This window comes from Pantoea sp. X-Soil-OKNW-713 (assembly GCF_059730685.1).
Map to the genome: position 1 here is coordinate 2,008,763 of NZ_AP035995.1, position 26,558 is coordinate 2,035,320.

Annotated in this window: 24 protein-coding genes; 14 read left to right on the plus strand and 10 right to left on the minus strand. The window is 55.7% G+C overall.

The genetic code is table 11. From position 1 onward, the window contains the following. Positions 1–2: 2 nt before the first annotated feature. The 3 genes from AC6I8R_RS09335 to AC6I8R_RS09345 are packed head-to-tail and all read right to left on the minus strand — an operon-like array spanning position 3 to position 2,607. Positions 3–749, minus strand: a complete 747-nt coding sequence (locus tag AC6I8R_RS09335; RefSeq protein WP_415173368.1) for an ABC transporter permease — start codon at positions 747–749, stop codon at positions 3–5. Next, positions 746–1,576 (minus strand): ABC transporter ATP-binding protein, encoded by an 831-nt coding sequence (locus AC6I8R_RS09340; RefSeq protein ID WP_497832152.1) that lies wholly within the window; start codon positions 1,574–1,576, stop codon positions 746–748. The genes AC6I8R_RS09335 and AC6I8R_RS09340 overlap by 4 nt, the downstream gene beginning before the upstream one ends. Positions 1,577–1,596: 20 nt before the next feature. Continuing rightward, entirely contained in the window at positions 1,597–2,607 is a 1,011-nt protein-coding gene (locus AC6I8R_RS09345; protein WP_415173370.1) for an ABC transporter substrate-binding protein, read from the minus strand. A gap of 262 nt (positions 2,608–2,869) precedes the next feature. Between AC6I8R_RS09345 and AC6I8R_RS09350 the strand changes: the two genes are divergently transcribed. The 6 genes from AC6I8R_RS09350 to AC6I8R_RS09375 all read left to right on the plus strand — a co-directional run bounded on the left by AC6I8R_RS09350 (position 2,870) and on the right by AC6I8R_RS09375 (position 9,197). After that, positions 2,870–3,544, plus strand: coding sequence for a GntR family transcriptional regulator (locus AC6I8R_RS09350; RefSeq protein WP_021183343.1), 675 nt, complete (start codon positions 2,870–2,872; stop codon positions 3,542–3,544). Between the two features lie 65 nt (positions 3,545–3,609). After that, entirely contained in the window at positions 3,610–4,392 is a 783-nt protein-coding gene (locus AC6I8R_RS09355) for an SDR family oxidoreductase (protein WP_497832153.1), read from the plus strand. 13 nt (positions 4,393–4,405) lie between these two features. After that, positions 4,406–5,539 carry a pyridoxal phosphate-dependent aminotransferase gene (locus tag AC6I8R_RS09360; RefSeq protein WP_497832154.1) on the plus strand — a complete coding sequence of 378 codons (1,134 nt, stop codon included), beginning with the start codon at positions 4,406–4,408 and terminating at the stop codon, positions 5,537–5,539. Between the two features lie 10 nt (positions 5,540–5,549). After that, complete coding sequence (locus AC6I8R_RS09365; protein ID WP_497832155.1) at positions 5,550–6,428, plus strand: alpha/beta fold hydrolase; 879 nt, start codon at positions 5,550–5,552, stop codon at positions 6,426–6,428. Positions 6,429–6,440: 12 nt separating this feature from the next. Continuing rightward, positions 6,441–7,658, plus strand: a complete 1,218-nt coding sequence (locus tag AC6I8R_RS09370) for a M20 family metallo-hydrolase (RefSeq protein WP_497832156.1) — start codon at positions 6,441–6,443, stop codon at positions 7,656–7,658. 123 nt (positions 7,659–7,781) lie between these two features. Continuing rightward, entirely contained in the window at positions 7,782–9,197 is a 1,416-nt protein-coding gene (locus tag AC6I8R_RS09375) for an MFS transporter (RefSeq protein ID WP_415173375.1), read from the plus strand. 81 nt (positions 9,198–9,278) lie between these two features. On the opposite strand, the gene idnD is transcribed toward AC6I8R_RS09375, so the two are convergent. From idnD to AC6I8R_RS09390, 3 genes are read right to left on the minus strand one after another with little or no spacing between them, the layout of a single operon-like run. Next, complete coding sequence (gene idnD, locus AC6I8R_RS09380) at positions 9,279–10,319, minus strand: L-idonate 5-dehydrogenase (RefSeq protein ID WP_497832157.1); 1,041 nt, start codon at positions 10,317–10,319, stop codon at positions 9,279–9,281. Beyond that, positions 10,319–11,689: an MFS transporter gene (locus AC6I8R_RS09385; RefSeq protein ID WP_497832158.1), complete on the minus strand. Its 1,371-nt coding sequence runs from the start codon at positions 11,687–11,689 to the stop codon at positions 10,319–10,321. Before AC6I8R_RS09385 ends, idnD begins: the two co-directional genes overlap by 1 nt. Positions 11,690–11,738: 49 nt before the next feature. Continuing rightward, on the minus strand, positions 11,739–12,506 hold the full coding sequence (locus AC6I8R_RS09390; RefSeq protein WP_208725405.1) for an SDR family oxidoreductase: 768 nt from the start codon (positions 12,504–12,506) through the stop codon (positions 11,739–11,741). A gap of 286 nt (positions 12,507–12,792) precedes the next feature. Between AC6I8R_RS09390 and AC6I8R_RS09395 the strand changes: the two genes are divergently transcribed. The 4 genes from AC6I8R_RS09395 to AC6I8R_RS09410 all read left to right on the plus strand — a co-directional run bounded on the left by AC6I8R_RS09395 (position 12,793) and on the right by AC6I8R_RS09410 (position 16,988). Beyond that, entirely contained in the window at positions 12,793–13,497 is a 705-nt protein-coding gene (locus tag AC6I8R_RS09395) for a FadR/GntR family transcriptional regulator (protein ID WP_021183334.1), read from the plus strand. A 96-nt stretch (positions 13,498–13,593) separates the two neighbouring features. Continuing rightward, entirely contained in the window at positions 13,594–14,847 is a 1,254-nt protein-coding gene (locus AC6I8R_RS09400) for an enolase C-terminal domain-like protein (protein ID WP_415173548.1), read from the plus strand. A gap of 121 nt (positions 14,848–14,968) precedes the next feature. Further along, the gene (locus AC6I8R_RS09405; RefSeq protein WP_415173549.1) at positions 14,969–15,604 is read left to right on the plus strand and encodes a DapH/DapD/GlmU-related protein; all 636 of its coding nucleotides are present in this window, start codon (positions 14,969–14,971) and stop codon (positions 15,602–15,604) included. A gap of 88 nt (positions 15,605–15,692) precedes the next feature. Beyond that, on the plus strand, positions 15,693–16,988 hold the full coding sequence (locus AC6I8R_RS09410) for a Fic family protein (protein WP_415173550.1): 1,296 nt from the start codon (positions 15,693–15,695) through the stop codon (positions 16,986–16,988). Between the two features lie 12 nt (positions 16,989–17,000). Here AC6I8R_RS09410 and AC6I8R_RS09415 read toward each other — a convergent pair whose 3' ends face one another. From AC6I8R_RS09415 to AC6I8R_RS09425, 3 genes are all read right to left on the minus strand, one after another. Next, positions 17,001–17,969, minus strand: a complete 969-nt coding sequence (locus AC6I8R_RS09415) for a GT-D fold domain-containing glycosyltransferase (protein WP_497832159.1) — start codon at positions 17,967–17,969, stop codon at positions 17,001–17,003. Between the two features lie 278 nt (positions 17,970–18,247). Next, complete coding sequence (locus tag AC6I8R_RS09420) at positions 18,248–18,796, minus strand: P-loop NTPase family protein (protein ID WP_415173552.1); 549 nt, start codon at positions 18,794–18,796, stop codon at positions 18,248–18,250. After that, a complete protein-coding gene (locus AC6I8R_RS09425; protein ID WP_415173553.1) occupies positions 18,790–19,422 on the minus strand; it encodes a LysE family translocator in 633 nt (210 codons plus the stop codon). Before AC6I8R_RS09425 ends, AC6I8R_RS09420 begins: the two co-directional genes overlap by 7 nt. A 129-nt stretch (positions 19,423–19,551) precedes the next feature. On the opposite strand from AC6I8R_RS09425, the gene AC6I8R_RS09430 reads away from it, so the two are divergent. Both AC6I8R_RS09430 and AC6I8R_RS09435 read left to right on the plus strand, forming a co-directional pair. Then, positions 19,552–20,181, plus strand: coding sequence for a glutamate racemase (locus AC6I8R_RS09430; protein ID WP_497832160.1), 630 nt, complete (start codon positions 19,552–19,554; stop codon positions 20,179–20,181). A gap of 249 nt (positions 20,182–20,430) precedes the next feature. Next, positions 20,431–21,414 (plus strand): IS110 family RNA-guided transposase, encoded by a 984-nt coding sequence (locus tag AC6I8R_RS09435; protein ID WP_497831835.1) that lies wholly within the window; start codon positions 20,431–20,433, stop codon positions 21,412–21,414. 27 nt (positions 21,415–21,441) lie between these two features. On the opposite strand, the gene AC6I8R_RS09440 is transcribed toward AC6I8R_RS09435, so the two are convergent. Continuing rightward, the gene (locus tag AC6I8R_RS09440) at positions 21,442–21,954 is read right to left on the minus strand and encodes a DUF6622 family protein (protein ID WP_497832161.1); all 513 of its coding nucleotides are present in this window, start codon (positions 21,952–21,954) and stop codon (positions 21,442–21,444) included. 279 nt (positions 21,955–22,233) lie between these two features. Here AC6I8R_RS09440 and AC6I8R_RS09445 point away from each other — a divergent pair, with 279 nt between their 5' ends. Then, positions 22,234–23,394 carry an efflux RND transporter periplasmic adaptor subunit gene (locus tag AC6I8R_RS09445; RefSeq protein WP_021183326.1) on the plus strand — a complete coding sequence of 387 codons (1,161 nt, stop codon included), beginning with the start codon at positions 22,234–22,236 and terminating at the stop codon, positions 23,392–23,394. Between the two features lie 2 nt (positions 23,395–23,396). Continuing rightward, positions 23,397–26,558 carry an efflux RND transporter permease subunit gene (locus AC6I8R_RS09450; RefSeq protein ID WP_415174843.1) on the plus strand — a complete coding sequence of 1,054 codons (3,162 nt, stop codon included), beginning with the start codon at positions 23,397–23,399 and terminating at the stop codon, positions 26,556–26,558.

Sequence of the window (26,558 nt, forward strand, 5' to 3'; positions counted from 1 at the left end):
GATTATTTCCCCCACCAGGCCAGTTTACGCTCGCAACGCTCCACCACGCTGTAGAGCAGCGCGCCAGTCAGCCCACAGATGACGATCAGCGTCCACATGCGCACCACGTCTTCGTTGTACATCGACTGGATCAGCAGCACGCCGAGGCCCACGGTATCGCCGAACCATTCACCGACAATCGCACCGACCAGACTGAGGGAAATCCCCAGTTTCAGCGCGACAAAAATGGCAGGAGCGGCGGCGGGGAAGTGCAACACCAGAAAACGTTTCAGGCCGCTGGCACCAAAGCTACGCAGCAAGCTGATATGCAGTGGATCGACCATTTGCAGCCCGCGTTTGGTATTTAACGTGACCGGCAAAAACGTCAGGTAAAAGGCGATCATCACCTTGGCAAACAAGGTGTTGCCGAACCAGATCACCACCAGCGCGCCAAAAGCGATCACCGGCACGGTTTGTGACACCACAAACAACGGAAACCAGGCGCGATCGATCCAGCTAACGTAAAAGAACAGGATGCCGCACGCCACGCCAAAGGCAGATCCGAGGGCAAAACCAAGCAGGGTTTCCAGCGCGGTACGTCCGGTGCTGGCCAACAGTTGATCGGCGTTAGCCCGCATATCCTGCGCCACCATCATCAGCGATGGCAGGTAGCGCGGGCTGATGGAAAACAGCGTAACGCTGCCCTGCCAGCACAGCAGCACCAGCAACACCGTCACCACCAGCGGGTGAGTCAGCAGCCGTTTCGTCATGATTGCACCTCGTGTTGGGTAAAGCGAAACGACTTCATGCTCTCCTCCTCGATAGCGTCCAGCAGCCGTTTTTTGATGGCGATAAACTCGGCGGAGGTAACGATATCCGGGGTTCGCGGGCGCGGCAGATCAATAGGCTCGACGCATTTAATGGTGCCGGGACGGGCGCTCATGACCACCACTTTACTGCCCAGGAAAATCGCTTCATCAATATCGTGAGTGATAAACAGAATGGTGCGGCGGTTCTGCTCCCACAGCTGAAGCAGCCAGCGCTGCATCAGGGTGCGGGTCAGGGCATCGAGCGCGCCAAAGGGCTCATCCAGCAGCATCAGGTCGCGTTGAAACAGGAAGGTACGCATCAGCGCCACGCGCTGACGCATCCCGCCGGAAAGCTGGTGGGGATAGCTTTGCTCAAAACCACTCAGGCCAAAGCTGGGAAACAGCGCTTCAGCACGTTTGCGCGCCTCCTTGCGCGGTACGCCTTCACACTCCAGTGCCAGAATTGCGTTATCCATGATGGTGCGCCACGGCAGCAGCAGATCGCGCTGCGGCATAAACGACACTTTGCCCAGCAACTCACCATCCCGCTGTGACTGGCCTTTAAACAGGATCGCGCCGTCGCTGTCGGGATCAAGCAGGCCAGCAATCATGTTAAATAACGTTGATTTACCACAGCCGGATGGGCCAACCAGGGTGACAAACTCGCCTTCATTCACCGTCAGGTTGACGCCGGAGACGGCGATCACCGGTTGCTGCGCATCGCCAAAGCGTTTCCATAAATTATCCAGCTGCAACAACGGCAGATGTTTTTTCGGTGCCACGGTCATCAGGCTTCTCCGCGCAGAGATCAGTTAAGGGTTTTGTATTGCGTCGGGACCTTTTGCCAGAAGCTGAGATCAAAGGTCTGATTCACATCCACCGGTTGCTTCAGTGCGCCGTACTGCACCAGCAGCTTCATCATCTTCTCGGCTTTCGGCATGTCGACATTGCCCAGCCCTGGCGATCCTTGCGGGTACATCAGTTTGGCGACGCTGTCGAGCATGGCGACCTGGTGTTGACGGTTGAGGCTTGGGTTGGTTTTCATCAAAATATCGATGGTTTCTGCGCGGTGAGTCAGCGCGTATTGCCAGCCTTCCAGCGTGGCATTGACAAACGCCTGCACCTGCTGCGGATGTTTTTCCACCATCTCTTTTGAGGTGATCAGCGCATCCTGTTGGGTGGTGACGCCGACATCATCGGGGGAAATCAGTTTGAGATTGGTAACGCCTTTCTCTTTCAGGGTGTTGTACTCGTTGTACAGGGTGACGGTAGCGACATCGACCTGCCTATCAATAAACGGGTTAAGCGAAACCGACTGCGGCAGCAGGGTGATATCTTCTTTCTTCAAACCGGCTGCGCCAAGCGAGGCCAGCAGCGGATATTGCACGCCGGTAAACCACACTGACACCTTCTTACCTTTAAAATCTTTAAAGCTGTTGATACCGGAATCGGCATAGGTGACGAAGACAAACGGGGTGCGTTGCTGCGACATTGCCAGCGCGACAATCGGCAACCCTTTTTCGCGTGCAGCCAGCACACTCTCCATACCGCCCGCCAGACCGAAGGTATCGGCACCGGATGCCACTAACGTCTCGACGTTAATATTCGGGCCGCCCGGATTAATGGTGACGTCCAGCCCCTGTTGTTCATAAAACCCTTTGGCTTTGGCGACATAAAAGCCGGCAAACTGCGCCTGCGCCAACCATTTCAGGCGCACGGAAACTTTCTCCTGAGCAGCCTGCGCGGCGCTGCTGAGCAAGGCGGTGCACAGCAATCCGGTCAGACAACGGCGAACGAACTGCGAGGTGAGTCTTGGCATCGGTTTATCCTCTGGTCTCGGGTGTCAAATAGCCTGGTGATGTCGTGATAATCCTTCTATGTATACATCGCATCGCACTTTTAATGGCTTTGCTACGATTCATGACTTGCAGGATGTGTGCCAGCTTCCGTAAAGGGCATTGACCCGCGCCAGAAATCAGCGACAATACGCGTTATCAAGTGAAGCAATAGATGTATACCTGTTTATCATTCAGGTATGCAAAACGGATCATATCAGTGCAACCTGACGAGCAAAAAGCACCATGAGTGAGCAAAAAATCCTCTCCCGCCTGACGGGAACTTCGCTGGCGGATGGTCTGAAACAGACGCTGGAAAAAGAGATCGCCAGTGGCACACTGGAGCCGGGTAAACGGCTGGATGAAAAGGAAATTGCCGCACGTTTTGAGGTATCGCGCACCCCGGTGCGTGAAGCCTTTCGGCTACTGGCAGCCGACGGGCTGGTGGATCTGAATGGCCGCCAGGGCGTGATGGTGCGTGCGTTGGGCATGAATACGCTGCTGGAAATGTTCCAGGTGATGGCCGAGCTGGAAGGGCTGTGCGCCCGTCTTGCCGCACGGCGTATTTCCCCGGATCAACTGGCGCAATTGCGCCAGATCCAGCAGCAGATGGCGGATCAAGGCACCTCGATCTCACCGGCGGCTTTTTATGATATGAACCTCAATTTCCATGAGGCGATCTATACCTTTGCGCGCAACGAGTTTTTAGCTGAAGAGACGCGCGCCTTGCGCAATCGCGTGGGTGTCTACCGCCGTCGCGTCACCTTTCATCCGGGGCGGGTGAATAAAACGCTGGAAGAACATGGCGCGATTCTGGACGCGATTGCACGTAATGATGCGGATGGCGCACACGACGCGATGCGCAAGCATCTGACCTTGTTAGGTGATGACCTCGTGGACTTTATCGCCGGCTTTTCCTGAAAACGATTTGGCTTTCCTGGTATGCAAATTGCTTTGTCTTGTATACCTAACCAGGAGAGCACAACATGAAATTGAATCTGAACGGCAAAAGTGCGCTGATCACTGGCGCATCAAAAGGCATTGGTGAAGCGACGGCGCGCGTGCTGGCAGCGGAAGGTTGTAACCTGCATCTGGCGGCGCGGAATGGCGCCGCAATGCGTGACCTGCAACAGGCGTTGATCGCCGAATATGGCGTCAGCGTTTCGGTGTACGAAAAAGATCTCAGCTCCACGGCGGCGATGGAGTCGCTGGCGGCGGAAGTGGGCGCGATTGATATTCTGGTCAACAACGCCGGAGACATCCCGGCGGGATCGCTGGATATCGTCGATGATCAGGCGTGGCGCGCTGGCTTTGATCTGAAAGTCTTCGGCTACATTTCGCTGTGCCGCCTTTACTACCCGCAAATGAAAGCCGCGAAAAGTGGCGTGATCATCAATGTCATCGGCAACTCCGGGGAAAACTGGGATGCCAGCTATATCGCGGGCAGTACCGGCAACGCGGCGCTGATGTCATTCACCAAGGCGCTGGGTGGCCGCAGCCTTGATGACGGCATCCGCGTGATTGGCATCAACCCTGGCCCGGTAGCGACCGATCGCATGCTGAAAATCATGAAACGCAAAGCGATTGATATGCTGGGTGACGAAGCGCGTTGGGAGGAGCTGTTCGCGCTCTATCCGGGCAAGCGTCCGGCGACCTCGGAAGAGGTCGCCGATTTGGTGGCGTTTATGTCATCCGATCGCGCCGGTTATATCAGCGGCACCAACATCACTATCGACGGCGGCATTGCTGCGCGTGGATCGGTCATCTAACCGGGAGCGCAGCATGTCTGACATTTATACGCGTAACGCCTGGTTCGATCGCCTGTTTGCCACTGAAGGGCTGATTTGGATGGGGCAGAACACCAACCATTTGCCCGCGCATCCGGCGGTGCAGGCGGCACTGCATGCCTCGGTGGCGGCGGCGGAATTTAACGCCTACGCGCCCCCCCTGGGGTTTGAGTCACTGCGGCGTGCCATCGTGAACGATATTGGCATCAGCGGTGTGGAAGCGATGGTGACCGATGGAGGGGTGAATGCACTGGCGACCCTCTGCCGCGCCCGCTGCCGCCCCGGCACCACCTTTGTCACCACCGATCCGAGCTGGAAATGGCCATGCCAGTTTGCCGAGCAGATGGGATCGCAGGTGATTCAGATCCCCATCTGGAATGCCGATTGTCACTATCGCCTGACACCAGAAGCGCTGGCAGCCGCAGTGGATGACAACACCGCGTTGATTTATCTCGTCGATCCGAATAACCCGCTGGGTATCCATTACAGCCGTGAAGAGTTGCAGGCGTTTATTGCCATCGCTCGTCGCCATAATGCGTTGCTGATCCATGACTGCACCTACCGTGATTTCGCACCGGAACATGTCGCCGCGCTGGGGCTGGATAGCGAGCAGGTGGTGATGTCGGTGAGTTTTTCCAAATGGCTGGGGCTGGCGGGACTGCGCGTTGGCGCGCTGATTGCCGCCCCGGCGTTACTGGCTGAGCTGGCACCTTATAACGGCGGCGTGCTGGGGGCCAGTGTTCCGGCACAGCGTGCCGCTGAAGCCGGGTTAACGGTGAAAGCCGAGTGGATGGCGACGCTACTGGCGGAAGATCAACGCAACAAAGCGCGCATCGCCGAGGCGGTAGCCAGCGTGCCGGGGTTGTCGCTGCCGGTCTATCCCTCTGGCGGCAATTTCCTGGTGATTGATGTGACCGGGGCTGATATTCGCCCGGAAGCGCTGGTGGAGTGCTACCTGCAACAGGGGATTCAGATCCGCCACGGCGGTTATCACACCGCCACCTTTGGCGATCGTTTTATCAAGGTTAGCACCACCGTCCCTGCCGCCTGGGCGGAAAAATTTGCTGCGTTATTGCCGGAAATGGTGGCGCAGGCGGCGCAACAGCATGAATTTCGGCAACCATTCTGAGGAACGCACCATGTATATCACCACCAATGATGAGGTTCAGCTGTGGGTCGAATGCCACGGCACGGGGACACCGATTCTGTTTATTCACGAATTTGGTGGCAATTACGATAGCTGGCAGCCGCAGATCCACGCTTTTAGCCGCCGCTACCAATGCATCACCTACGCTGCACGCGGTTATCCACCCTCATCGGTGCCGCAGGCGCTGGAGGCCTATTCACAACAGCGCGCGGTGGACGATGCGCTGGCGGTGCTGGATGGCCTCGGCATCGCGCAGGCGCATATCGTTGGCCTGTCGATGGGCGGGTTCGCCGCGCTGCATTTTGGTCTGAATGCGCCTGAGCGCGCGCTGTCGCTGACCATCGCTGGCGCGGGCTACGGTTGTGAACCGGAAACCGAAGCCTATTTTCGCCAGGTTTCATTGCAGGTTGGTGAGAACTTTGCCCGTCAGGGGGCGAAAGCGTTCGCGCCAACCTATGCCCTGGGGGCCAGCCGGGTGCAGTTCCAGAACAAAGACCCTCTGGGCTGGCAACGTTTTGCTGATCGCCTGGCAGAGCATGACTCGCTGGGTGCCTCACTCACCATGCGCGGCGTGCAGGCGCGGCGACCGGCGTTTTATCAGCTGGAGGCGCAGATTAAAGCGCTGCATCTGCCGGTATTGATCATGGTGGGGGATGAAGACGATCACTGCCTGCAACCCGGGTTGTACCTGAAAAAACACCTGCCTGCCGCCGGACTGGCGATCCTGCCTAAAACCGGCCATACGCTGAACCTGGAGGAGCCACAGTTGTTTAATCAACTGCTGGCGGAATTCTTTGCTCAGGTGGAGAGCGGTAACTGGGGGGTACGCGATCCGCGCGCCAATCCGGCGCAGATTATGCGTACCGACTGACAAGGAGCATGTATGCAGATTAATGCGGAACGGCTGTGGCAGCGGCTGATGGCGATGGCACAAATCGGTGCCATTCCTGGCGATGGCGTCAACCGCCAGGCGCTGAGCGAGCAGGAAGCAGAGAGCTGGCGGTTGATGCGGCATTGGGCGCAATCCAGCGATCTGGAGATGTGCAGTGATGAGGCTGGCAATCTGTTTGTCATTTTACCCGGAATCGATCGGCAGGCTGCGCCGTTGTTGCTGGGGAGTCATCTCGATAGCCAACCCACCGGCGGGCGATTCGACGGCGTGTACGGGGTGCTGGCGGCGCTGGAGGTATTGACGGTGCTGCGCGCAGGCGGCATCCAGCCCGTTTGTGATGTGGTAGCGGTAGCGTGGATGAATGAAGAAGGTTCACGGTTTGCGCCAGGCATGATGGGGTCCGCCTTTTTTGCCGGGGCGCGCGAGCTGGCCGCCATCCGCGCTGTCACCGATGCTCAGGGGATCACCGTGGGCCAGGCGCTGGAGCACCTGCGGCAGGCTGTGCCGCTGCCGCGTTATTCTTGCGTGCATCCTCCCGCGGCCTATCTCGAAGCGCATATTGAGCAGGCGACGCAACTGGAGCAGGCGTGCGCGACTCTCGGCGTGGTGACAGGGATTCAGGGGAAAGTGACCTGGCAGGTTACGCTGCGGGGCGAGCGAGGTCATGCCGGGACGGTGCCGATGACGGCGCGACGTGACGTGTTGCGCTGTTTTACCCGCATGGCGCAGCAGCTCTATCAAGACGTGGGTGAGGCCGACCCGCAGGTGATGTTTACCATTGGTCGGCTGGAGATGCAGCCCAATGCACCTTCCGTCATCCCGGACAGGCTGACGTTTCGCATCGATCTGCGTCACCCGGACGACCAGCGGTTAACGCAACTCAGGATGCTGACGGAACGACTGATGAGTGAGTTGGCCGCGCCTTGCGAGGTCGCGATGGAACGACTGAGCGAGGCGGCACCCAATCGCTTTGATGCGCGTTTGCAGCAGATGATCAGCGAGGCGGCGGCTGCACACGGCTACCCGGCGCTTTCGCTGCTCTCTGCGGCCGGGCATGATGCGCGTTATCTGGCGACGATCTGCCCGTCGGCGATGATTTTTATTCCCTGCCGCGCGGGCATCAGCCATGCGCCAGAGGAGTGGGCGGAACCGGAGCACGTCAGCGCCGGTGCGCAGGTGCTACTGGATGTCGCACTGCGGTGGTTGTAGCGGCGCGATTTATCGCGCATTCTTTTCGTGCCGCGGCTCAAACCTGCGCGAAAAATCGCGCCGCAACATGTTAAGGTGTGGAATTCTGCCCGTTTTTTCTCACCTGAACAGGACGCCAAAGGAATGCCTCATCCTTCGTCACAACCCACCGCCCCGGCTGGCAGCACGCTCTGGTTGGCGCTGCTGGTGGCGCTGACTTTCTTTATGGAAAACCTTGATGCCACGGTGATCGTCACCGCCATCCCACAAATGGCGCGTGAGTTTGCCGTCGGGCCAGTGGCGCTGAATGTCGGTATCAGTGCCTATTTATTAGCGGTGGCGATCTTTATCCCAATCAGCGGTTGGCTGGCCGGACGCTTTGGCGCGCGCAATCTGTTCGCCGCCGCGATTCTGTTGTTTACCCTCGCATCGGTGTTGTGTGGCGTCAGCGACAACCTGCCACTGTTCACCTTTAGCCGGGTGTTGCAGGGCATCGGCGGTGCGCTGATGGTGCCGGTTGGACGAATGGTGGTGCTGGGGGTGACGGCGAAAAAGCAGATGGTGAAAACCATCGCGGTAATCACCTGGCCGGGACTGATTGCGCCGGTGCTGGGGCCGCCGCTGGGCGGTTTGATCGTGACTTACGGACACTGGTCGTGGATCTTCTGGTTGAATATTCCGTTAGGTATCCTGGCACTGGTTGCCACCTGGTGGCTGGTGCCACAAACCCGCAACCACGCGCTGCGGCCATTCGATGGTCTGGGGTTTGTCTATACCGCCCTGGCCTGTGTGACGCTGGTCAGCGGGCTGGAACTGCTGGGACACAGCGAACTGACCAGCGGATTGTTGTTGCTGGTGGTGGGGATCGCCAGCGCGGTACTGAGTTATCGCCATAGCTTGCGTCATCCGGCTCCGCTGTTGCCGTTTGGGACGCTTGCCATTCCCACTTTCCGCAGTACGGCGATTGCCGGGTCGTATTTCAGGGCGTCGATTAACGCCATTCCCTTCCTGTTGCCGCTGCTGTTTCAGCTCAGTTTCGGCTGGAGCGCGGTGCAGGCCGGTTCGATGGTGTTATGGGTTTTTGCCGGTAATCTGGCGATGAAACCGGCCACCACCTGGCTGATGAACCGCTTCGGTTTCCGCCGCATTTTGCTGTGGAATGGCTTGATCAGTCTGCTGGCGGTGCTGAGCTGTGTGTTACTCAGTCCATCCCTGAGTTATTTTGCTATCGCCACCATCCTGTTTATTGGTGGGTTGACGCGTTCGCTGCAATTCAGTTGCTACAACAGCCTCGGCTTTGCCGACGTGCCGCAGGAGAAGATGGCGGATGCCTCGGTGATCTTCAGTATCTTTTTCCAGTTCAGCATGAGTGCGGGTATCGCGATTTCGGCGCTGCTGATGCGGATATCAATGGGATGGCGCGACAGCAACGTTCCGGGCCAGATGGATGTGAATGTGGCCTTTATCGGCATATCGCTGCTGGTAGCCTGTTCACTGGTCAATGTCTGGCGACTGGAGAAGAACGCCGGGCAGCAACTGCTGAAACAAAGAAACGGTTGATCCGTAGCGGCGCGATTTATCGCGCAGTTCTGTGCACGATTCTGAAAAAACCTGCGCGATAAATCGCGCCGCTACGTCAGGTTAGAACACCAGTTGCACTTTGGCTGCGCGTTCTTTATCGGCGGCCAGTTCCAGCGCACTGACCGCCTCGGTCATCGCAATCTCAGCGGAAAGCAGCGGCAGGGGGTTGATCTTGCCGGATTCCAGCCAGCGCACGGCGGTAGTGAACTCACCGGTAAAGCGGAAAGAGCCGCGCAGTTGCACCTCTTTGACCAGCAGCGGGCCAACGGGATAGTTCACTTCGGGTGCCCCCATCCCCAACTGCACGATAATGCCGCCGGGGCGGGTAAAACTGACGGCAGAGGCCACGGCAGCGGATGCGCCGGAGGCTTCAAAGCAGACATCAAACGCACCGCCATTTTCCGTCCAGCCTTGCGTGACATCCCCGTCGCGCGGGTCAGCCGTCAGACTGGCCCCCATTTGCTGCGCCAGATCACGGCAACGTTCGCTGATATCAGTCGCCATCACTTCGGTGGCACCCGAGGCCAGCGCGGCGGCAATCACCAGACAACCAATTGGCCCGGCTCCGGTCACCAGCACGCGTTTACCGGTTAAATCGCCTGCCTGACGCACTGCATGGATACACACCGCCAGCGGCTCGGCAAAGGCGATGATCTTCGGATCAGATGTGGCGGCAAAAGGCACGCACTGCACCGGGTTAACGGCAACGTACTCGGCAAAGCCGCCGTTAACGTGGGGATAAAACTGGGCGCTTCCCATAAAGCGCATGGAACGGCAGAGATTTTGTTTGCCCTCCAGACAAAACGCGCATTGCTGGCACGGTTGCGACGGATTGATTGCCACCCGTTGCCTTGGCTGTAAACCACTCTGCGCCGGGGCTTGATCGACGATGCCGACAAACTCATGCCCCAACACCATCGGCGCTTTCAATACCGACATCCCTGCGCGGCCATGCTGGTAATAATGAATATCGGAGCCGCAAATGCCTCCACGCTCAACGCGCACCAGCACCTGATGTTCTTGCCACTCAATCTCGCGGGATTCACAGCGCACATCATGGGCGGCGCTCACCACCACGGCGTTAACGGTTTTCTTTTGCATTATGCTTCTCTCTGTAAATCAGTGGGCGTATCAAAACGTGAGTTGGCATTTTCCGGCTGTTCCTCGCAGGGTGGCGTCAGCACCTCAATTTTTCCGACCAGTAACAAATAAGCGAGGAATCCGCACAGCGCGACGGCGGCGATGTACCACATCGCGTACTGGAAATTCTGGGTACGCTGCAAAATCACCCCGATAATGATCGGGCTGACGATGCCGGACAGATTGCCGAAAATATTCAGAAAGCCACCAATGGTGCCGATCAGATGGCGCGGGATCACGTCACTGCACACTACCCAGCCGAGGTTGGAGAAGGCGTTAGCAAAGAAGGCGATGGATAAGATGGCGATGGCAATCACCGGGCTGTCCTGGAAAAAATTCACCAGCGCAATCGAGCAGGTCAGCAACATCCCCGTCATGACTGGCAGCTTACGGGCGAAGGTGCGGCTATGGCCGCGTTTCAGCAGCATATCGCTCAGGGTGCCGCCGCACAGTACGCCCGCCATCGCCATCAGATAGGGGAACATCGCACCAATTCCGGCTTTATCAATCGACAGATGCAATCCCTTCTCGAGGTAGACGATAAACCACGTCAGGAAAAAGTAGAGGGTTGAGGAGGCCGCGAACTGCGCAATAAACAGCCCCCAGGTAATACGCTGGCGCAGGATGTAACGCACGGACGGCCAGTTGACACCGGGGTTTTGATTCTGCTGGTTGCTGGAGCCGTAGCCACCCCCCTGGCGAATCACCGCCAGTTCCGCGCTGTTGACGCGGGAACTGTGCTGCGGGTCGCGATAGGCAATCAACCAGTAGACGCCGAACACAATGCCAATCAAGCCGGAGATGTAAAACGACATCTCCCATCCCCACTGGCTGACAATAAATGACAGCGCCGGTGTCAGCAGAGCCAGGCCAATATATTGCGCACTGGAGTAGGTGGCCGTGGCGCGAGCGCGTTCATGGTCGGGAAACCAGGTGGCGATGATCTTGGTGTTGGAGGGGAAGGAGGGCGCTTCCGCCACGCCGATCAGCGCACGACACACCAGCAGCATCATAAATGAGGCGGTGGCGGTAGTGAAAAAGTGATGCGATGCCAGCCCCATCAGCAGGGTAAAGAAGCTCCACAGTACAATGGCGCTGCCGTACAGCCAGCGTGAACCAATACGGTCAAGCAGATAGCCGACCGGGATCTGGCTCATGGCGTAGAACCAGGTAAACATCGAAAACAGCAGCCCCAGTTGGGTTGCCGAGAGGAAGAACTCTCCCTGGATGTGAGAGCCAGCAACGGACAGGTTGGCCCGGTCCATATAGTTAATTGCCGTGACAACAAACAGCATCGCCAGAACAGAAAGTCGGGTACGAGTCGGTTTCATATTCAGCCTTTACCGTGAATGGTTTTTTATCGGTGAAGTGACGAGGGATTTATAAGGTGGCCAGCCAGCCGCCATCGACATAGATCATCTGACCGTTGACGTAATTTGAGGCGTCAGAAGCCAGATAAACTGCGGTGCCAATCAGTTCTTCAGGTTTACCCCAGCGGCCGGAGGGGTTGCTGTTGCACACCCATTGATTGAACTCTGCGTTATCGACTAATGCTGCGTTCATATCGGTCAGGATGTAGCCCGGCCCGATGCCATTGGTCTGGATATTAAACGGCGCCCATTCGGCCGCCATCGATTTGGTCAGCAGTTTGATGCCGCCTTTGGCGGCGGTGTAGGGGGCCACCGTGGCGCGGGCAGCCTCACTGGTCAGCGAGCCGATATTGATGATTTTGCCGCCACTGTTGCGCGCCACCATACGACGGGCCGCCGCGCGTGCCACCAGAAAAGCGCTGGTCAGATTGACGTCCAGCACGCGCTGCCAGTCAGCCAGCGCCAGTTCCAGCATCGGTTTGCGAAACTGGATCCCTGCGTTATTGATCACGATATCTACCGCGATCTGCTCGGCGTCCAGCCGGGCGAACACCGCTTCGATTTCGGCTTCATCCGCCACATTGAACAGGAACCCGTGTGCATCGCAGCCCTGGGCTTTGAGGCTTGCCAGTGCCTGCTGCATATGTTCTTCACGGGTGCCGTTCAGGATCACGCGAGCGCCAGCCTGAGCCAGTCCCTGCGCATAAGCCAGACCAAGCCCCCGCGTTGAACCGGTAATCAGCGCGGTTTTGCCGCTAAGGTTAAATAAGTTTTGCATAGCAATTTATCCCTTGATGTAACATGACTAACAAGTTGCATGGGGACGTTGTACGTGAAGCCGATATTGACAGCAATTACCAGGCGCAGTAATTGCCGGTCAGCTCACAGTTTTGCGCAGCGCTCTGCGCGGAGTAAATTGATGATTTATGTCTTAAACCAATGAATTTAATAGAGTAGTTATTCTATTCTGGTAACGATTGTCGGACAGGGTGATCATTTTTCCCTTGTCAGGCGGAGTATGAAACGTTAAAACCTCAGACATGTAGGACAAGTGAGAATAACCGGTGAGCCTGGAAAGCGTCCAAAAGCATAATGTCGTCGATGTTATCTACGAACAGATGAAACAAAACATTCAGAACGGCGTCTGGGAATCAGGTTGCAAGCTGCCTTCGGAGGCGGAGTTAACCGCCACCTTCCAGGTGAGCCGCGTCAGCGTGCGCAGTGCGGTGCAGAAGCTGCGTGATCTGGGCGTGGTGGTGACACACCAGGGGAAGGGGACCTATGTCACCCGCGACCTGGCCCGCTACGACGCCTTCAGTGATAACGCGCCAATCCTGCATCTGTCGCAGGAAGAGTTCGATGATATGCGGGTGTTTCGCCAGACGGTCGAATTCCGTTGCATGGAGCTGGCGGTGCAAAACGCCACGGATGAAGATGTTCAGGCGCTGGAAAAGGCGCTGAACCGCATGCTGGTGAGTCGTGACGACTACAAAAAGTATTCGCTGGCGGATTATGATTTTCATCTGGCAATCGTCAAAGCCTCGCACAACAAGGTGTTTATTCACGTTATGGAATCCCTGAAAGGGATCTACGTGCATTACCTTGAGGAGTTGAACCGGGTATTGGGCATCACCCTTGAAAGCGTGGAAGCGCATATCAAGGTGTTTATGGCGCTGAAAAACCGCGATGCGGCCCTGGCAACCGAGACGCTGAACAGCGCCATGACCCACAACGTCCATGCCATCGAGGACGTGCGCCACAATTGTTAACGAAAAGCCCCTATGCGCCGCTACGTCGGGTATCAGATCAGGGGCTTTTTTTGACGCATAACATGTAGGACATCATACAGGATAAGCGAGGATTTCATGAGTGAACTGAAAATTACCGACGTCAAAACCATCCTTACCGCCCCTGGGGGGATTGATCTGGTGGTGGTAAAGATCGAAACCAGCGAACCGGGACTGTACGGCCTGGGCTGCGCCACCTTTACCCAGCGTATTTATGCGGTAGCGGCCGCGATTGAAAATTACATCAAACCCTTTTTAATCGGCAAAGATCCGGCGCGTATCGAAGACCTGTGGCAGTCGGCTGCCGTCAGCGGCTACTGGCGCAATGGCCCGGTAATGAACAATGCACTCTCCGGTATGGACATGGCGTTGTGGGATATCAAAGGCAAACTCGCCAATCTGCCGGTGTATCAACTGTTAGGCGGCAAATGCCGGGATGGCATTGCGCTTTACCGGCACTGCGATGGGGCGGATGAAGTCGAAGTCGAGGACAATATCCGGGCACGGATGGAGGAAGGCTACCAGTATGTCCGTTGTCAGGTGGGGATGTACGGCGGCGCTGGCACCGATGATTTGCGCCTGATTGCCGGAAAGCTGGCGCGGGCGAAAAATATCCAGCCTAAAGTATCGCCGCGCAGCCAGACCCACGGCATCTATTTTGACCCTGACGCCTATGCGCGAGCCGTGCCGCGCTTGTTCGACCACCTGCGTAACAAGCTGGGATTTGGGGTGGAATTTATCCACGACGTGCACGAGCGCATCACGCCAATCGCCGCGATTCAGATGGCAAAATCACTGGAGCCGTATCAACTGTTTTTCCTTGAAGACCCGGTTGCGCCAGAGAACATCGACTGGTTAAGCAAACTGCGTGCGCAGAGCAGCACCCCGATAGCGATGGGTGAACTCTTTACCCAGATCAACGAATGGAAACCGCTGATCCAGCAGCAATTGATCGATTATATTCGCTGCCATGTCAGCACCATTGGTGGCATCACCCCAGCGAAGAAACTGGCCACGCTGGCGGAGTTGTACGGCGTACGTACCGCCTGGCATGGTCCGGGTGATATCTCACCGGTTGGTGTGGCGGCCAACCTGCATATCGATATGAGCATTACCAATCTGGGGATTCAGGAATATACGCCGGTCAATGAAGCGCTTCAGGCGGTGTTCCCCGGTTGCCCGGAAATTGACCGTGGATACGCCTATTTGAGTGAACGTCCGGGATTAGGGGTGGATATTGACGAGAAACTGGCGGCGAAATACCCGGTTTCCGGTGGTCTGCCGGAGTGGACCAATGCACGTTTACCGGACGGCACTGCCGCCCGGCCATAAAGGTTACGCCGGATGGTACTGTTGCCATCTGGCTGTCATCTTGCCCGGTTAGGTTGATGTCTCGTCGCTGCCCTGGCGCAGCTCAGTTATCCAGACATCTGACCACCACGGAGTTTTCGCTATGGCACTCGCTGCTGTGCAACCGGCTAAACTGCAACACACCGTCATCGATCCCAGCGTGCGTATGCGCGAGACTCACATTGGTCAGCAGTGTGAAATCCTCGCCCACAGCTATCTCGAATACAGCGAATTAGGCGACTTTTCTTATGTCGGTGAGCACTGCTGCATCGCAGACAGCCAGATTGGTCGCTTTACCGCTATCGCCAATCAGGTGCGCATTGGTGCGCCGAATCATCCAATGGATCGTGCTTCGCAGCATCGGTTTACCTATTGTCCTGAGTACTACGACAGCCATGCGCAGCGTGACAGCACGTTTTTTGCCGAACGGCGTGCTGACCGGGTGATCATTGGGCACGACGTGTGGATCGGTCATGGGGTGATCGTGCTGCCAGGTGTGACGGTAGGCGATGGCGCGGTGCTGGCCGCCGGGGCGGTGGTGAGCAAAGATGTCGCGCCTTACACCATTGTCGGTGGCGTCCCGGCCAGACCGATCCGTATGCGCTTTACCCCGGCGATCGCCGCACAGTTGCAGGCGATTGCCTGGTGGCACTGGCCGCTGGAGAAACTGATGGCACATCTCGGTGATTTTCAGTCCGGTGATATCGCCGCGTTTTGCCAGCGTCATCAGAACCGTTAAGGGGCGGCAGGCAGCGCATTTTTTGCAGTTTGCGCCGCCTGTTTATCTCAAGTAAACTCAAAAAACCCACTTTTTGAGATTGCTTGCGATGAAGCTGCACCGCCCGCCGACGACTCTGGTTGAAAATATCAGCGCGCCAGAGATGGCAGCACTGCTGGAAACCTACGCTGATTGGGATGCACGCTACCTTCATTACGATCAACTTTACCGTCGTTTGAGCGATCGCGCAGCACGCGAAGCCGTGTGGAGTGCATTTAAATTTAAACGGCGTAGTACTGCGCTGCGTTTTAACCTCGCTGCTCAATCGGTGATGTTTAATCTGACCGCTAAAATCAATACGGCGATGTCGCAGGTCGATCGACTGGCCTATGCCCGAAATGGTGAGCTTTCCGATGAAGATGCGGCTTCATATCTGATGGTACAGCTGATCATGGAGGAGGCGATCTCTTCCAGCCAGTTGGAAGGCGCAGCAACGACGTCGCGTGTCGCGATGGAATTACTGGCGGTGGGGCGTGCGCCCCGCAATGAAGATGAAAGCATGATCATGGGCAACTGGCGCTTGATGCAACATATTGTGACTATGGGGGATGCCCCGCTGACCAGGGACGATATTTTAGCCATTCATCATATTGCCTGCGCAGATATTAATGATGAGAAATATCATCCGGGCGAAGTTCGTCTGAATAATGATATTTTTGTCGCCGGGCGTGACGGCGAGATCATTCATCAACCGCCGGATTATCAGCAACTGGAAGGAATGCTGGACGACTTGTGTCAGCAAGTTCAGCACCTGGAAGCACAGGGCGTACATCCGTTGCTGGTGGCCTGTATATTACATTTTGCCATCGGCTATATTCACCCGTTTAGTGACGGTAATGGTCGCACCGCGCGGGGATTGTTTTACCATCACCTCATTCGCCGGGGATACAGCGCTTTCCGTTATATCTCGATCAGTAAATTGCTGAAAGCTGCGGCGGTGAAATACGGTATTTCCTATCTGTATACCGAAACCGATGAAATGGATCTGACCTACTTTATCCAGTTCCAGTGTGAGGTGGTGGTGCGTGCGGTTAACGCATTTACCGAACAGTTGACCACGTTGCATCAGGAACGCGCACAGATGACGCAGTGGGTTGAAGCAAACCTGACGTTGAGCCGTGGGGAGCTTGATATTATGGCGATGGCGTTACACGCACCGGGTTCGTTACTGAGTGCCACGGGGGTGAAAGCACGCCTGGGGATTGCAGACAACACCGCGCGTAGCCGCCTGAAATCTCTCGCGGAACGCGGGATATTGCGCCCGCTGAAAGAAGGAAAAGGGACGGTATATCAGGCCCCCGTCTCCTTACGTAAACTTCAGGAATGGTTGGCGAAGCGGCCCTGATTGCCAGACCAATCAAACTATCGGCTGGCGCAGTGGTGAAGGGGTTGGCACCGCTTCCGGTGTCATTCCGACATGTTGCAGAATCTGGCTGCGATAGTGTTCATCGGGATCGATCACCTCATCACTTAATAATACGCCGACTTCATTAACGTTCTTGCCGGCCACTTGCACTTTGTCGCGTGCCGCGCTGCGCATCCACTCGTATTCGATATCAATATGTCCACTGTCGATGCAACGAATACCCTGCTGGCTGAGATCGTACGCCAGCACCGTGGCGGTGGGGCCAAGTGAAATCAGGACCATATCAAAATAGCGACCATGAGCCAGTACGGCACTATATAACTCGTTGTAAACCGAAAAGGCGTTACGGTTAAGGGTGGTTATACGCTTGATTTCACCCGCGCCAGCTAACAAATCATTACCCATTCCCAAACGTGTGCCACTGCCTTCCACAATTAAAATCTTTTTGTCTTTGAATAATTGCTGGAACTTGGCAAAGATCACCGCAGATGATGTCTTGTCTTTATAATCGTGATAAGGCCGCGTCACTGAAGTATTACCGTAACAGTATTTCTTACTTAATAATGGCTCATAGCGTAAAAAACAAAACGCTTTATGGAAAAACCAGAACAAGGCAGAGCCAAAACGCATATGTCGCGTGCTGCGAAAGGCGTCCGGCAAACACAATAAACAACTGGGGTTATGATTCACACCCCGGCGCAAAATCTCTTTTAAACGGATTGAAAGCCGCTCATCAAATGCCTGAAAACCAATATTTTTAAACAACGTCATCTCCAGTTCACCGTCACCGTAACGGCTGATGGAGAGGTGATCGTTGTTCAGTAGCAAGTCAATGGTCTGCTCCGGTGACAACACTTTATATTGTCTGACGCGGGCACTGGCTCGGGGATATTTTAACGCAGCATGGGTGAGCTTAAAGGGGAAACGTAATTTGCGATAAAGTGAATTGGCACTGATCATCGTTAACCTTCTTGTTATAAGCAGACTTACTCCAGAACGGTCGCGTGACTTATATCACACCCCCCTGATATTTTTAGGCTGAGAAAACTCTCAAAATAACCACCCTGTGCAATGACTTATCATTATTAAATAATGTGAAAATGCCGAGTTAATTAAAAAATGAATAAAATTGTCGAGATAGATATGAGCGAGGGAAGTCGGTATGGGAATAATCGCACCAGACAGAAACAAACCAATTAAATTAATTCATTTAATGCACAGTTATGTACGGTCAGGGGTTAACGTGTTAATTCCCACGCCTGATAACAGGCCTGCAATTCAGCTGCGGAAGAGAGCAACAGTTTTGGCTGCTGCCATGAAGTGAACATTTCACGATTACGCGGTTGCTTACTGCGCGTATATAACAACAGATAGCGCAACATCTCCCAGGTGATACGTTCCTGTTGGCCTGCGGCAACGACACCGCCAACCCGCTGTGCATCCAGTAACGTCCGACGAAAATAACGCAACACACTGCGTGTGGTACTGATTTCGAGCAGAATCAAACCGGTGGCCCGTGTCAGCCGGTCGGGCAGACAACGCACATAGTTTCCGTCCATCACCCAGCTGGGTTCAGCGATTGCCGCCTGATGCAGTTGCAGAAACTCGGCTTCACTACGCGCCTGCCAGTGGGTATTGGGCAGATGATAAAGCTGGTCGAGATGGACGAGCGGTAACGAGGTTTTTTGCGCAATGGCGTGTGCCAGCGTGGATTTACCGCTGTTCGACGGGCCAAGAATGCAGATGCGTGGGCCGAGATCGGCCAGAGAAAGTGCGGGCATTACCATGACAGTCCCATCAGTTTTAGCAGCAGTTGTGCGAAGTTGTGCATAGCGAAAATCACCAGCACCGCGCCGCCAATGACGTTAATAAAGAAACCCATTTTCTGAATGTTGATCAGTTTGGCCGAGGTCAGCAGGGCGAAGCACACCAGCACCAGCCACAGGCTCATAATCAGGATATGCACCGTCGCCAGCAGCAAAAAATGCGCGAATGCGCTTTGTTTACCGGCAAACTGCGACACCACGGTGAGGTAGAGCATCACCGCTTTGGGATTCAGCACATTTGCCAGCCATGCTTCTTTCATCGTCGTCTGACGCGGGCGTGCGGATAGATAGGGGGAGGCAACATTGCGGCCTCGTTTGATCAATTGCACCCCCAGCCAAAACAGATAAAAGGTACCGGCGAAACTCAGCAGGGTAAAAACGCGGGGAGAATGCAGTAGCAGGGCGCTGATACCGGAACCAATCAGCAGCGCGTGGGTATAAATGCCTAACGCCGTGCCCACAATGATCGCCGCCAGACCACGACTGCCGGCCGACAGGGTGTTGTTGATCGCCAGGGTGAAACTGGCCCCCGGTGACAAAGCGACCGGCAGGATGGCGATAATAAAGGCAATAAGGTTAAGGTCCATGATGCTACGCGTGTCAGCGATAACCTACTGATGGCAATGTGAAATAATTCTGATGAAATTTCGTGACTAATGCAACGCAGCTAAGCAGGATAGTGAGCGACATCGCTGATTACGCCAAAAGGATTTCCTATGACCATTGCCTGCTTACACACCGCCGCCAGTAATATCGCCATCTTTGATCAGGCTGCCGCCAGCCTGGGCATCGCACCGACCACCATAAGCCATCTGGTGATGCCACATCTGTTGGCGGAAGCTGAATTGAGTGGCGGCATGACCAGCCAGCAACAGGCGCAGATCACGGCGCTGCTGCACAGCCTGACGCCGTGGTTTGATGCCATTCTGATCACCTGTTCGACGTTGGGGCCGGTCGCTGATGGTTTTCACAATGCAGCAAATGACTGTCAGGTTTATCGTACCGATCGCATGCTGGCTGATGAAGTCCACCGTCGCGGCGGTAAATCGCTGGTGCTCTGTGCCGCAGAATCCACGCTGGCGGCAACCACTGCGCTGTTCTGTCCATCAACGCTGGCAGGATTGCCGCCGGAAGTGCGCCTGATCCCCGATGCCTGGGCGACCTTCAAAGCAGGGGATCAACAGGGCTATCGTCGATTGATTAAAGACGCCGTCAATCAGGCCCGTCAGCAAGGCGCTGACCATGTGGCGCTGGCCCAGGTGTCGATGGCGGTGGCGGCGCAGGACTTCACGGAGGAGCACCGCCCGTTGACCAGCCCGCAACTGGCGTTGCAGCGTTTCGCGTAATACGAACATCCCATCGTAACGGCGCGATAAATCGCGCCGCTTGTATCTTGAAGTTGTAACTGGTTAGCTACCCGTTACACGAAACGGAGGCAGCTTGTCGCGCCGCTTAAGACTCGATCTTGTGTCGTAGCTTAAAGCCCTCCGTTTCTCCTTTCACGCCAGCATCTACTCTGAACGGTAACCAGAAGCTCTGACTTCGTATGTACAAGGCAAGATGGCGTGATGGTTCATGTGAAAGGGAGCTGTCTTATGATTTATCTCGGTATTGATGTCAGTAAAAACAAACTCGACCTCTGCCTGTTGCCCGGCAACGGGAAAAAGAAAACCAAAACCCTCAAAAATCATCCCGACGCCGACCGGGAGATAAATGACTGGTTAATCAGGCAAAAATGCCATCCTGAACAGGTGATGGTGGTGCTCGAAGCGACCGGCATTTATCACGAAAACGTCGCCTTTGGTCTTCATGAAAATACCCCCGTCACAGTCTGCATCAGCAATCCTCAGCGGGTCAGGGAGTTCGCCCGTGGAATGGCTATCCTGACTAAAAACGACTCCGTTGATGCTTACATCCTGGCCCGTTATGGCGAGCTGAAACAGCCTGATGCCTGGGTGCCCCCCTCCCCGGAGGTCCGTAAACTTCGGGAGCTGGTGCGTCTGCGGGACTCACTTCAGGCTGATGTCCAGCGGGCGGAGAACCGACTGGAAAAGGCCCATTCAACCCGCACAGCGCCTGAAATCATTGACTCGCTGGAGAGAACCCTGAAAGCCCACAGGGACGAGCTGAAGCGTATTGAAGCGCTCATCTCAGACCACACAGATAATCATCCGGGTCTGAAGGAAGACCGTGAGCTGCTGGAATCGATAAAAGGAATAGGCAGCGTGGTGGGCACGACAATGCTGTCGGTGCTGCGCTCGTGTCCGTTCCGGAGTGCTTCACAGGTCGCTGCGTGGCTGGGTGTGGTACCGGTGGAAAAAACGTCCGGTAGCTCAGTCAGGGGGCGTGCACGGATGTCAAAAACAGGCCCGGCAGACGTAAGGGCGAAACTGTATATGGCGGCGATTGTAGCGATCAGGTGGAATGCCCCGGCGAAGGCGCTGTACCAGAGGCTAATCGCGAAGGGCAAAGCCAGCAAGGCTGCGCTTGGAGCGGTGATGCGCAAGCTGGTTCATCAGTGCTTCGGGGTGCTGAAAACGCGGATGAAGTGGGATGAAAATTACGCAGCTACCGCTTGACGTTCAAGACGGTAGCTACGGAACATGCTAAGCCGGCTTTATGCGTGATCGATACCACGGAATAAACGCGATCAGCATATTTCCCCAGAATACGCCGGCTGTTAATCCGCTAATTAAACCATGCGCTAAATTAAAGGTTAACGAATCAATCAGCACCGGTTGTAAAATCACGGATACCGAAAGCACGTATTTGGCAATAAATGCCACCACCATAAAAATAAGTGGTAGCACCGAGCCGGGACGAATTATCGTCCCTGGCTGACTACTTTGCGTGGTGGGTCGATTCCGGCGTCCGAGCATTGCCCCCAGCAGGCCACCTGATAACAGGCCCGCGAGCATCGCCCCCAGTGCAGCCAGCGTCCAGTGGGTTTCTGTAAACACGCCGTGAATCGCCCACAGCAGGAACAACACGGGGATCAGGAATAATTTACCCACCGGAACCTCACGCGTTTTGAGGGCTTTGATACCGCGTGACAGAAGATAAATAAACAGAATCCACACCCAAACTGGCGTGTGTTGAATAATGGCTATTACCAGCATAATTTTCTCTCATTTGTCATCAGGTCATAAAATAGCGCTCGCCAATAAGCGCGTATTATTCACAATAAACTGGACCATTAATCATTGAGGGGAGGGCGAACTATTTTCGATGATGTATATCAATGTAGAGCATGATAACTATTCAACAACCCCAACCGCATAAATCCTGCACAGGCCGTGTGGTTATAAAATTCCCGCTTTTTTCGCTTTGCTTACATACGCCTCGCTGCCTGTTTGTTAAACTCTCCGCCGAGAATGAACGTTCACTATAGGATTACCATGATGGTTTTTCAGCGGTATGTTATTGCAGGTCTGGCATTTTTGATTGTCGCCTGTGACCAGAGTGCAGAGAACAAACCCGGGACAATGGTCACGGAAGTTGGCGTGAAAACGTTGCAAACAGAACCGGTTACCTTAACCAGTCAACTGACTGGACGCGTTACCGGTACGATGACATCGGATGTGCGTCCCCAGGTGGGCGGCATTATCCAGAAGCGTCTGTTTACGGAAGGCGATGAGGTTAAAGCCGGTCAGGTTCTCTATCAGATCGACCCCGCCAGTTATCAGGCCAGTTATGATGAGGCGGTCGGACAACTGAAAAACGCCGTCGCCGTGGTCAAGAGCAGCAAACTGAAAGCTGAACGCTATGCGGCGCTGGTCAAGGAAAACGGCGTTTCCCGTCAGGATGCTGACGATGCCGAGGCCACCTACCAGCAAAACCTCGCCTCGGTAACGCAATACAAAGCGGCGGTTGAGAGCGCACGCATCAACCTCAATTACACGCAAATCAAAGCGCCCATCAGTGGCCGCATTGGTATTTCATCCGTCACGCCGGGCGCGCTGGTGACGTCCGAGCAAACCACGGCGCTGGCGACCATTCGTGCGTTGGATCCGATCTATGTCGATCTGACCCAGTCCAGCGTGCAGTTGCTGAAGTTGAAACGCCAGCAGGCGTCTTTGCATCAGAACAGTGATGAAGTCCCGGTGAGCGTGCAACTGGAAGACGGTTCAACCTATGATCACACCGGTAAACTGGAGCTGACGGAAGTGTCGGTGGATGAATCAACCGGTACCGTCACGTTGCGCGCCATTTTTCCTAACCCGGACCACCAGTTGTTGCCTGGCATGTACGTACGCGCCACCGTCAGCAACGGGGTGAAAAATGATGCGCTGCTGGCGCCACAGCAGGGCATCACCCGTGATGCGAAAGGCAACGCCACCGCGCTGGTGGTGGATAAAGACAACAAAGTTGCCAGCCGTGAAGTGGTGACCGATCGCGTGATTGGCAACAAATGGCTGATCGACAGCGGTTTGCAAAGCGGCGACAAATTGATCGTTGAAGGCACCGGTAAAGTACAACCGGGGCAGACCGTGAAAGCGGTCGAAACGGGCACCACCACCCCGACTGATGCCAGCGCGAACACCAGCGGAGGGAACTGATTATGTTGGCTCAGTTCTTTATCCGACGACCGGTCTTTGCCTGGGTGATCGCCATCTGCATCATGATGTTCGGTATCCTCAGCATCAAAAACCTGCCGATTGCGCAATATCCAGATGTGGCACCGCCGCAAATCAGTATCCAGGCCACCTACACCGGTGCATCCGCAGAAACGCTGGAAAGTAGCGTGACTCAGGTGATTGAGCAGCAGTTGACCGGTCTGGATGGTTTGCTCTACTTCTCCTCCACCAGTACCGCTTCAACCGGTCAGGTCAAAATCACCGTTACCTTTGAACAGGGCACCGATCCTGATATCGCTCAGGTCCAGGTGCAGAATAAAGTGCAGCAGGCGGAAAGCCGTTTGCCGGACGCCGTGACCCAACAGGGCGTGACGGTCGAGAAGGCACAGAGTGACTTCCTGTTGATCATGGCGTTGTACGACAAAAACAACAAAGCCACCTCTTCGGACGTTGCCGACTACCTCGTCAGTAACATGGAAGATACGCTGGCGCGTCTGCCGGGCGTGGGTAGCGTGCAGGTGTTCGGTGCAGAATACGCGATGCGTATCTGGCTCGATCCGGCCAAACTGGCGTCCTATTCACTGATGCCTTCGGATGTGGAAACCGCGCTGGAAGCGCAAAACACCCAGGTGTCTTCGGGGCAGATCGGCGCACAACCGGCGAGCAAAGAGCAACAACTGGTCGCCACCGTGCGTTCCCGTTCCCGTCTGCAAACGCCGGAACAGTTCCGCAATATCGTGTTAAAAAGCCAGACCGACGGTTCAGTGGTGCATCTGAGTGATGTCGCGCGCGTGGAAATGGGCGATGACGACTACAGCGCCAACGTGCTGGCTAACGGCCATCCGGCATCGGGTATCGCGATTCAACTGGCGTCGGGAGCCAATGCGCTCTCCACGGCGGAGAACGTGAAAAATACCGTAAATGAGTTCCGCTCCAGCCTGCCGAGTGGTTATGACATCGCCTATCCGCTCGACAGTACCGACTTCGTTAAAATCTCCATCGAGGAAGTGGTCAAAACGCTGGTGGAAGCCATCATCCTCGTGGTGATCGTGATGTTTGTGTTCCTGCAAAACATCCGCACTACCTTGATCCCGGCGATTGCCGTGCCGGTGGTGCTGCTGGGTACCTTTGGGGTGCTGGCGGTATTTAATTACTCGATCAACACCCTGACGATGTTTGGTGTGGTGCTCGCCATCGGGCTCTTGGTGGATGACGCCATCGTGGTGGTGGAAAACGTTGAGCGTGTGATGCGCGAAGAACGACTGCCGCCGCGAGAAGCCACCGAGAAATCGATGAAGGAAATCACCGGGGCGCTGATTGGTATCGCGCTGGTACTGTCAGCGGTCTTCCTGCCGATGACCTTCTTCAGCGGTTCCACCGGGGTGATTTACCGTCAGTTCTCCATCACCATCGTCTCCTCAATGGTGCTGTCGGTGGTGGTGGCATTGACGCTGACGCCAGCGCTGTGCGCCACCTTACTGAAACCGCACGATCATGAAAGCGGCCAGAAAGGTTTCTTTGGCTGGTTCAACCGCAGCTACGAAAAAATTCAGGCGCGTTATCACGAGAAAGTCGGGCATGTGATCCACAGCTCGGTGCGTTATTTGCTGCTGTATGCGGTGCTACTGATTGGCTGTGCCTTTATGTATCTGCGTCTGCCCACCGGCTTCCTGCCGACCGAAGACCAGGGTTACATCATGGTGCAGTACACGCTGGCACCGGGTGCCACTGAAAACCGCACCAGCGAAGTACGCCGTCAGATCCAGCAATACTTCGCCACCAAAGAGAAGGATAACGTCAACGTCAGTATGCTGGTGAACGGCTTCAGCTTTGCCGGTAGCGGGCAGAATGCGGGGATTGGCTTTATCTCATTGAAAAACTGGAGCGATCGTAAAGGGACGGAAAACACCGCTGACGCGATTGCCGGTCGCGCCATGATGAATCTGTCCGGCATCCGCGATGCGCAGGTGTTTGTGCTGTCGCCACCGTCGATTTCCGGTCTGGGCCAGTCGAACGGCTTTACCTTCGAGTTACAGGCGCGCGGCAATACCAGTCGCGACGAGTTACTCAAGCTGCGTAACCAGTTAATCGCTTCCGCCAATCAGGATCCGGTGCTGAGTAGCGTGCGTGCCAATACCTTGCCGGATCTGCCGCAGTTGCAGGTGGATATCGACGATGAAAAAGCCCAGTCGCTGGGTCTGTCGGTCAGCAATATCAACAGTACCCTCAGTGCGGCGATTGGCGGGACTTATGTCAATGACTTCACCGATCGCGGTAGGGTAAAAAAGGTCTACATGCAGGGTGACGAGGATTTCCGCAGCAAACCGGAAGATATCAATAAATGGTTTGTCGCCGGCACCGACAGCGACGGTGACACCACGATGGTGCCATTCTCGTCGTTCTCCTCTTCGCACTGGACCTATGGCCCGGATGTCCTGTCGCGCTACAACGGTCTGTCGTCCTATGAGATCCAGGGTTCATCCGCCTCGGGTAAAAGTTCGGGGGATGCCATGACGGCGATGGAAAAACTGGCAAGCAAACTGCCAGCAGGCACCACCTATGCCTGGAGTGGGCTGTCCTACCAGGAACGCCTGTCCGGCAACCAGGCGATGTCGCTGTACGCCATTTCGCTGATTGTGGTGTTCCTGTGTCTGGCGGCGTTGTATGAAAGCTGGTCAGTACCGTTCTCGGTAATGATGGTGGTGCCGCTCGGGGTCTTTGGTGCGTTGCTGGGGGTTACGCTGCGTGGACTGGAAAACGATGTCTATTTCCAGGTGGCGCTGCTCACCATCATCGGCCTGTCGGCGAAGAACGCCATTCTGATCGTCGAATTTGCTGAGGAGAATTACCGCAAAGGGGAAAACCTGGTGAAAGCTGCGGTCCATGCTGCCTCGATGCGTTTGCGTCCGATCATTATGACCTCGCTGGCGTTTACCGCCGGGGTCCTGCCGCTGGCAATATCCACCGGCGCAGGGGCGAATAGCCGTATCGCCATCGGTACGGGCATCATTGGCGGGACGATTTCCGCCACGCTGCTCGCGATTTTCTTAGTCCCGCTGTTCTTTGTGCTGGTCCGTCGTGTGTTCCCAGGCCTGCCGCATAGTCATGCGAGCCACACTGAATCTGCTGAGAAGACGGGGGAATAA

Coding starts and splice junctions, on each gene's coding strand:
- AC6I8R_RS09345 (WP_415173370.1), bottom strand. CDS start 2,607: ATGCCAAGACTCACCTCGCAGTTCGTTCGCCGTTGTCTGACCGGATTG.
- AC6I8R_RS09355 (WP_497832153.1), top strand. CDS start 3,610: ATGAAATTGAATCTGAACGGCAAAAGTGCGCTGATCACTGGCGCATCA.
- AC6I8R_RS09425 (WP_415173553.1), bottom strand. CDS start 19,422: ATGGACCTTAACCTTATTGCCTTTATTATCGCCATCCTGCCGGTCGCT.
- AC6I8R_RS09420 (WP_415173552.1), bottom strand. CDS start 18,796: ATGGTAATGCCCGCACTTTCTCTGGCCGATCTCGGCCCACGCATCTGC.
- AC6I8R_RS09445 (WP_021183326.1), top strand. CDS start 22,234: ATGATGGTTTTTCAGCGGTATGTTATTGCAGGTCTGGCATTTTTGATT.
- idnD (WP_497832157.1), bottom strand. CDS start 10,319: ATGCAAAAGAAAACCGTTAACGCCGTGGTGGTGAGCGCCGCCCATGAT.
- AC6I8R_RS09450 (WP_415174843.1), top strand. CDS start 23,397: ATGTTGGCTCAGTTCTTTATCCGACGACCGGTCTTTGCCTGGGTGATC.
- AC6I8R_RS09335 (WP_415173368.1), bottom strand. CDS start 749: ATGACGAAACGGCTGCTGACTCACCCGCTGGTGGTGACGGTGTTGCTG.
- AC6I8R_RS09430 (WP_497832160.1), top strand. CDS start 19,552: ATGACCATTGCCTGCTTACACACCGCCGCCAGTAATATCGCCATCTTT.
- AC6I8R_RS09405 (WP_415173549.1), top strand. CDS start 14,969: ATGGCACTCGCTGCTGTGCAACCGGCTAAACTGCAACACACCGTCATC.
- AC6I8R_RS09390 (WP_208725405.1), bottom strand. CDS start 12,506: ATGCAAAACTTATTTAACCTTAGCGGCAAAACCGCGCTGATTACCGGT.
- AC6I8R_RS09360 (WP_497832154.1), top strand. CDS start 4,406: ATGTCTGACATTTATACGCGTAACGCCTGGTTCGATCGCCTGTTTGCC.
- AC6I8R_RS09385 (WP_497832158.1), bottom strand. CDS start 11,689: ATGAAACCGACTCGTACCCGACTTTCTGTTCTGGCGATGCTGTTTGTT.
- AC6I8R_RS09440 (WP_497832161.1), bottom strand. CDS start 21,954: ATGCTGGTAATAGCCATTATTCAACACACGCCAGTTTGGGTGTGGATT.
- AC6I8R_RS09435 (WP_497831835.1), top strand. CDS start 20,431: ATGATTTATCTCGGTATTGATGTCAGTAAAAACAAACTCGACCTCTGC.
- AC6I8R_RS09415 (WP_497832159.1), bottom strand. CDS start 17,969: ATGATCAGTGCCAATTCACTTTATCGCAAATTACGTTTCCCCTTTAAG.
- AC6I8R_RS09340 (WP_497832152.1), bottom strand. CDS start 1,576: ATGACCGTGGCACCGAAAAAACATCTGCCGTTGTTGCAGCTGGATAAT.
- AC6I8R_RS09375 (WP_415173375.1), top strand. CDS start 7,782: ATGCCTCATCCTTCGTCACAACCCACCGCCCCGGCTGGCAGCACGCTC.
- AC6I8R_RS09365 (WP_497832155.1), top strand. CDS start 5,550: ATGTATATCACCACCAATGATGAGGTTCAGCTGTGGGTCGAATGCCAC.
- AC6I8R_RS09350 (WP_021183343.1), top strand. CDS start 2,870: ATGAGTGAGCAAAAAATCCTCTCCCGCCTGACGGGAACTTCGCTGGCG.
- AC6I8R_RS09410 (WP_415173550.1), top strand. CDS start 15,693: ATGAAGCTGCACCGCCCGCCGACGACTCTGGTTGAAAATATCAGCGCG.
- AC6I8R_RS09400 (WP_415173548.1), top strand. CDS start 13,594: ATGAGTGAACTGAAAATTACCGACGTCAAAACCATCCTTACCGCCCCT.
- AC6I8R_RS09370 (WP_497832156.1), top strand. CDS start 6,441: ATGCAGATTAATGCGGAACGGCTGTGGCAGCGGCTGATGGCGATGGCA.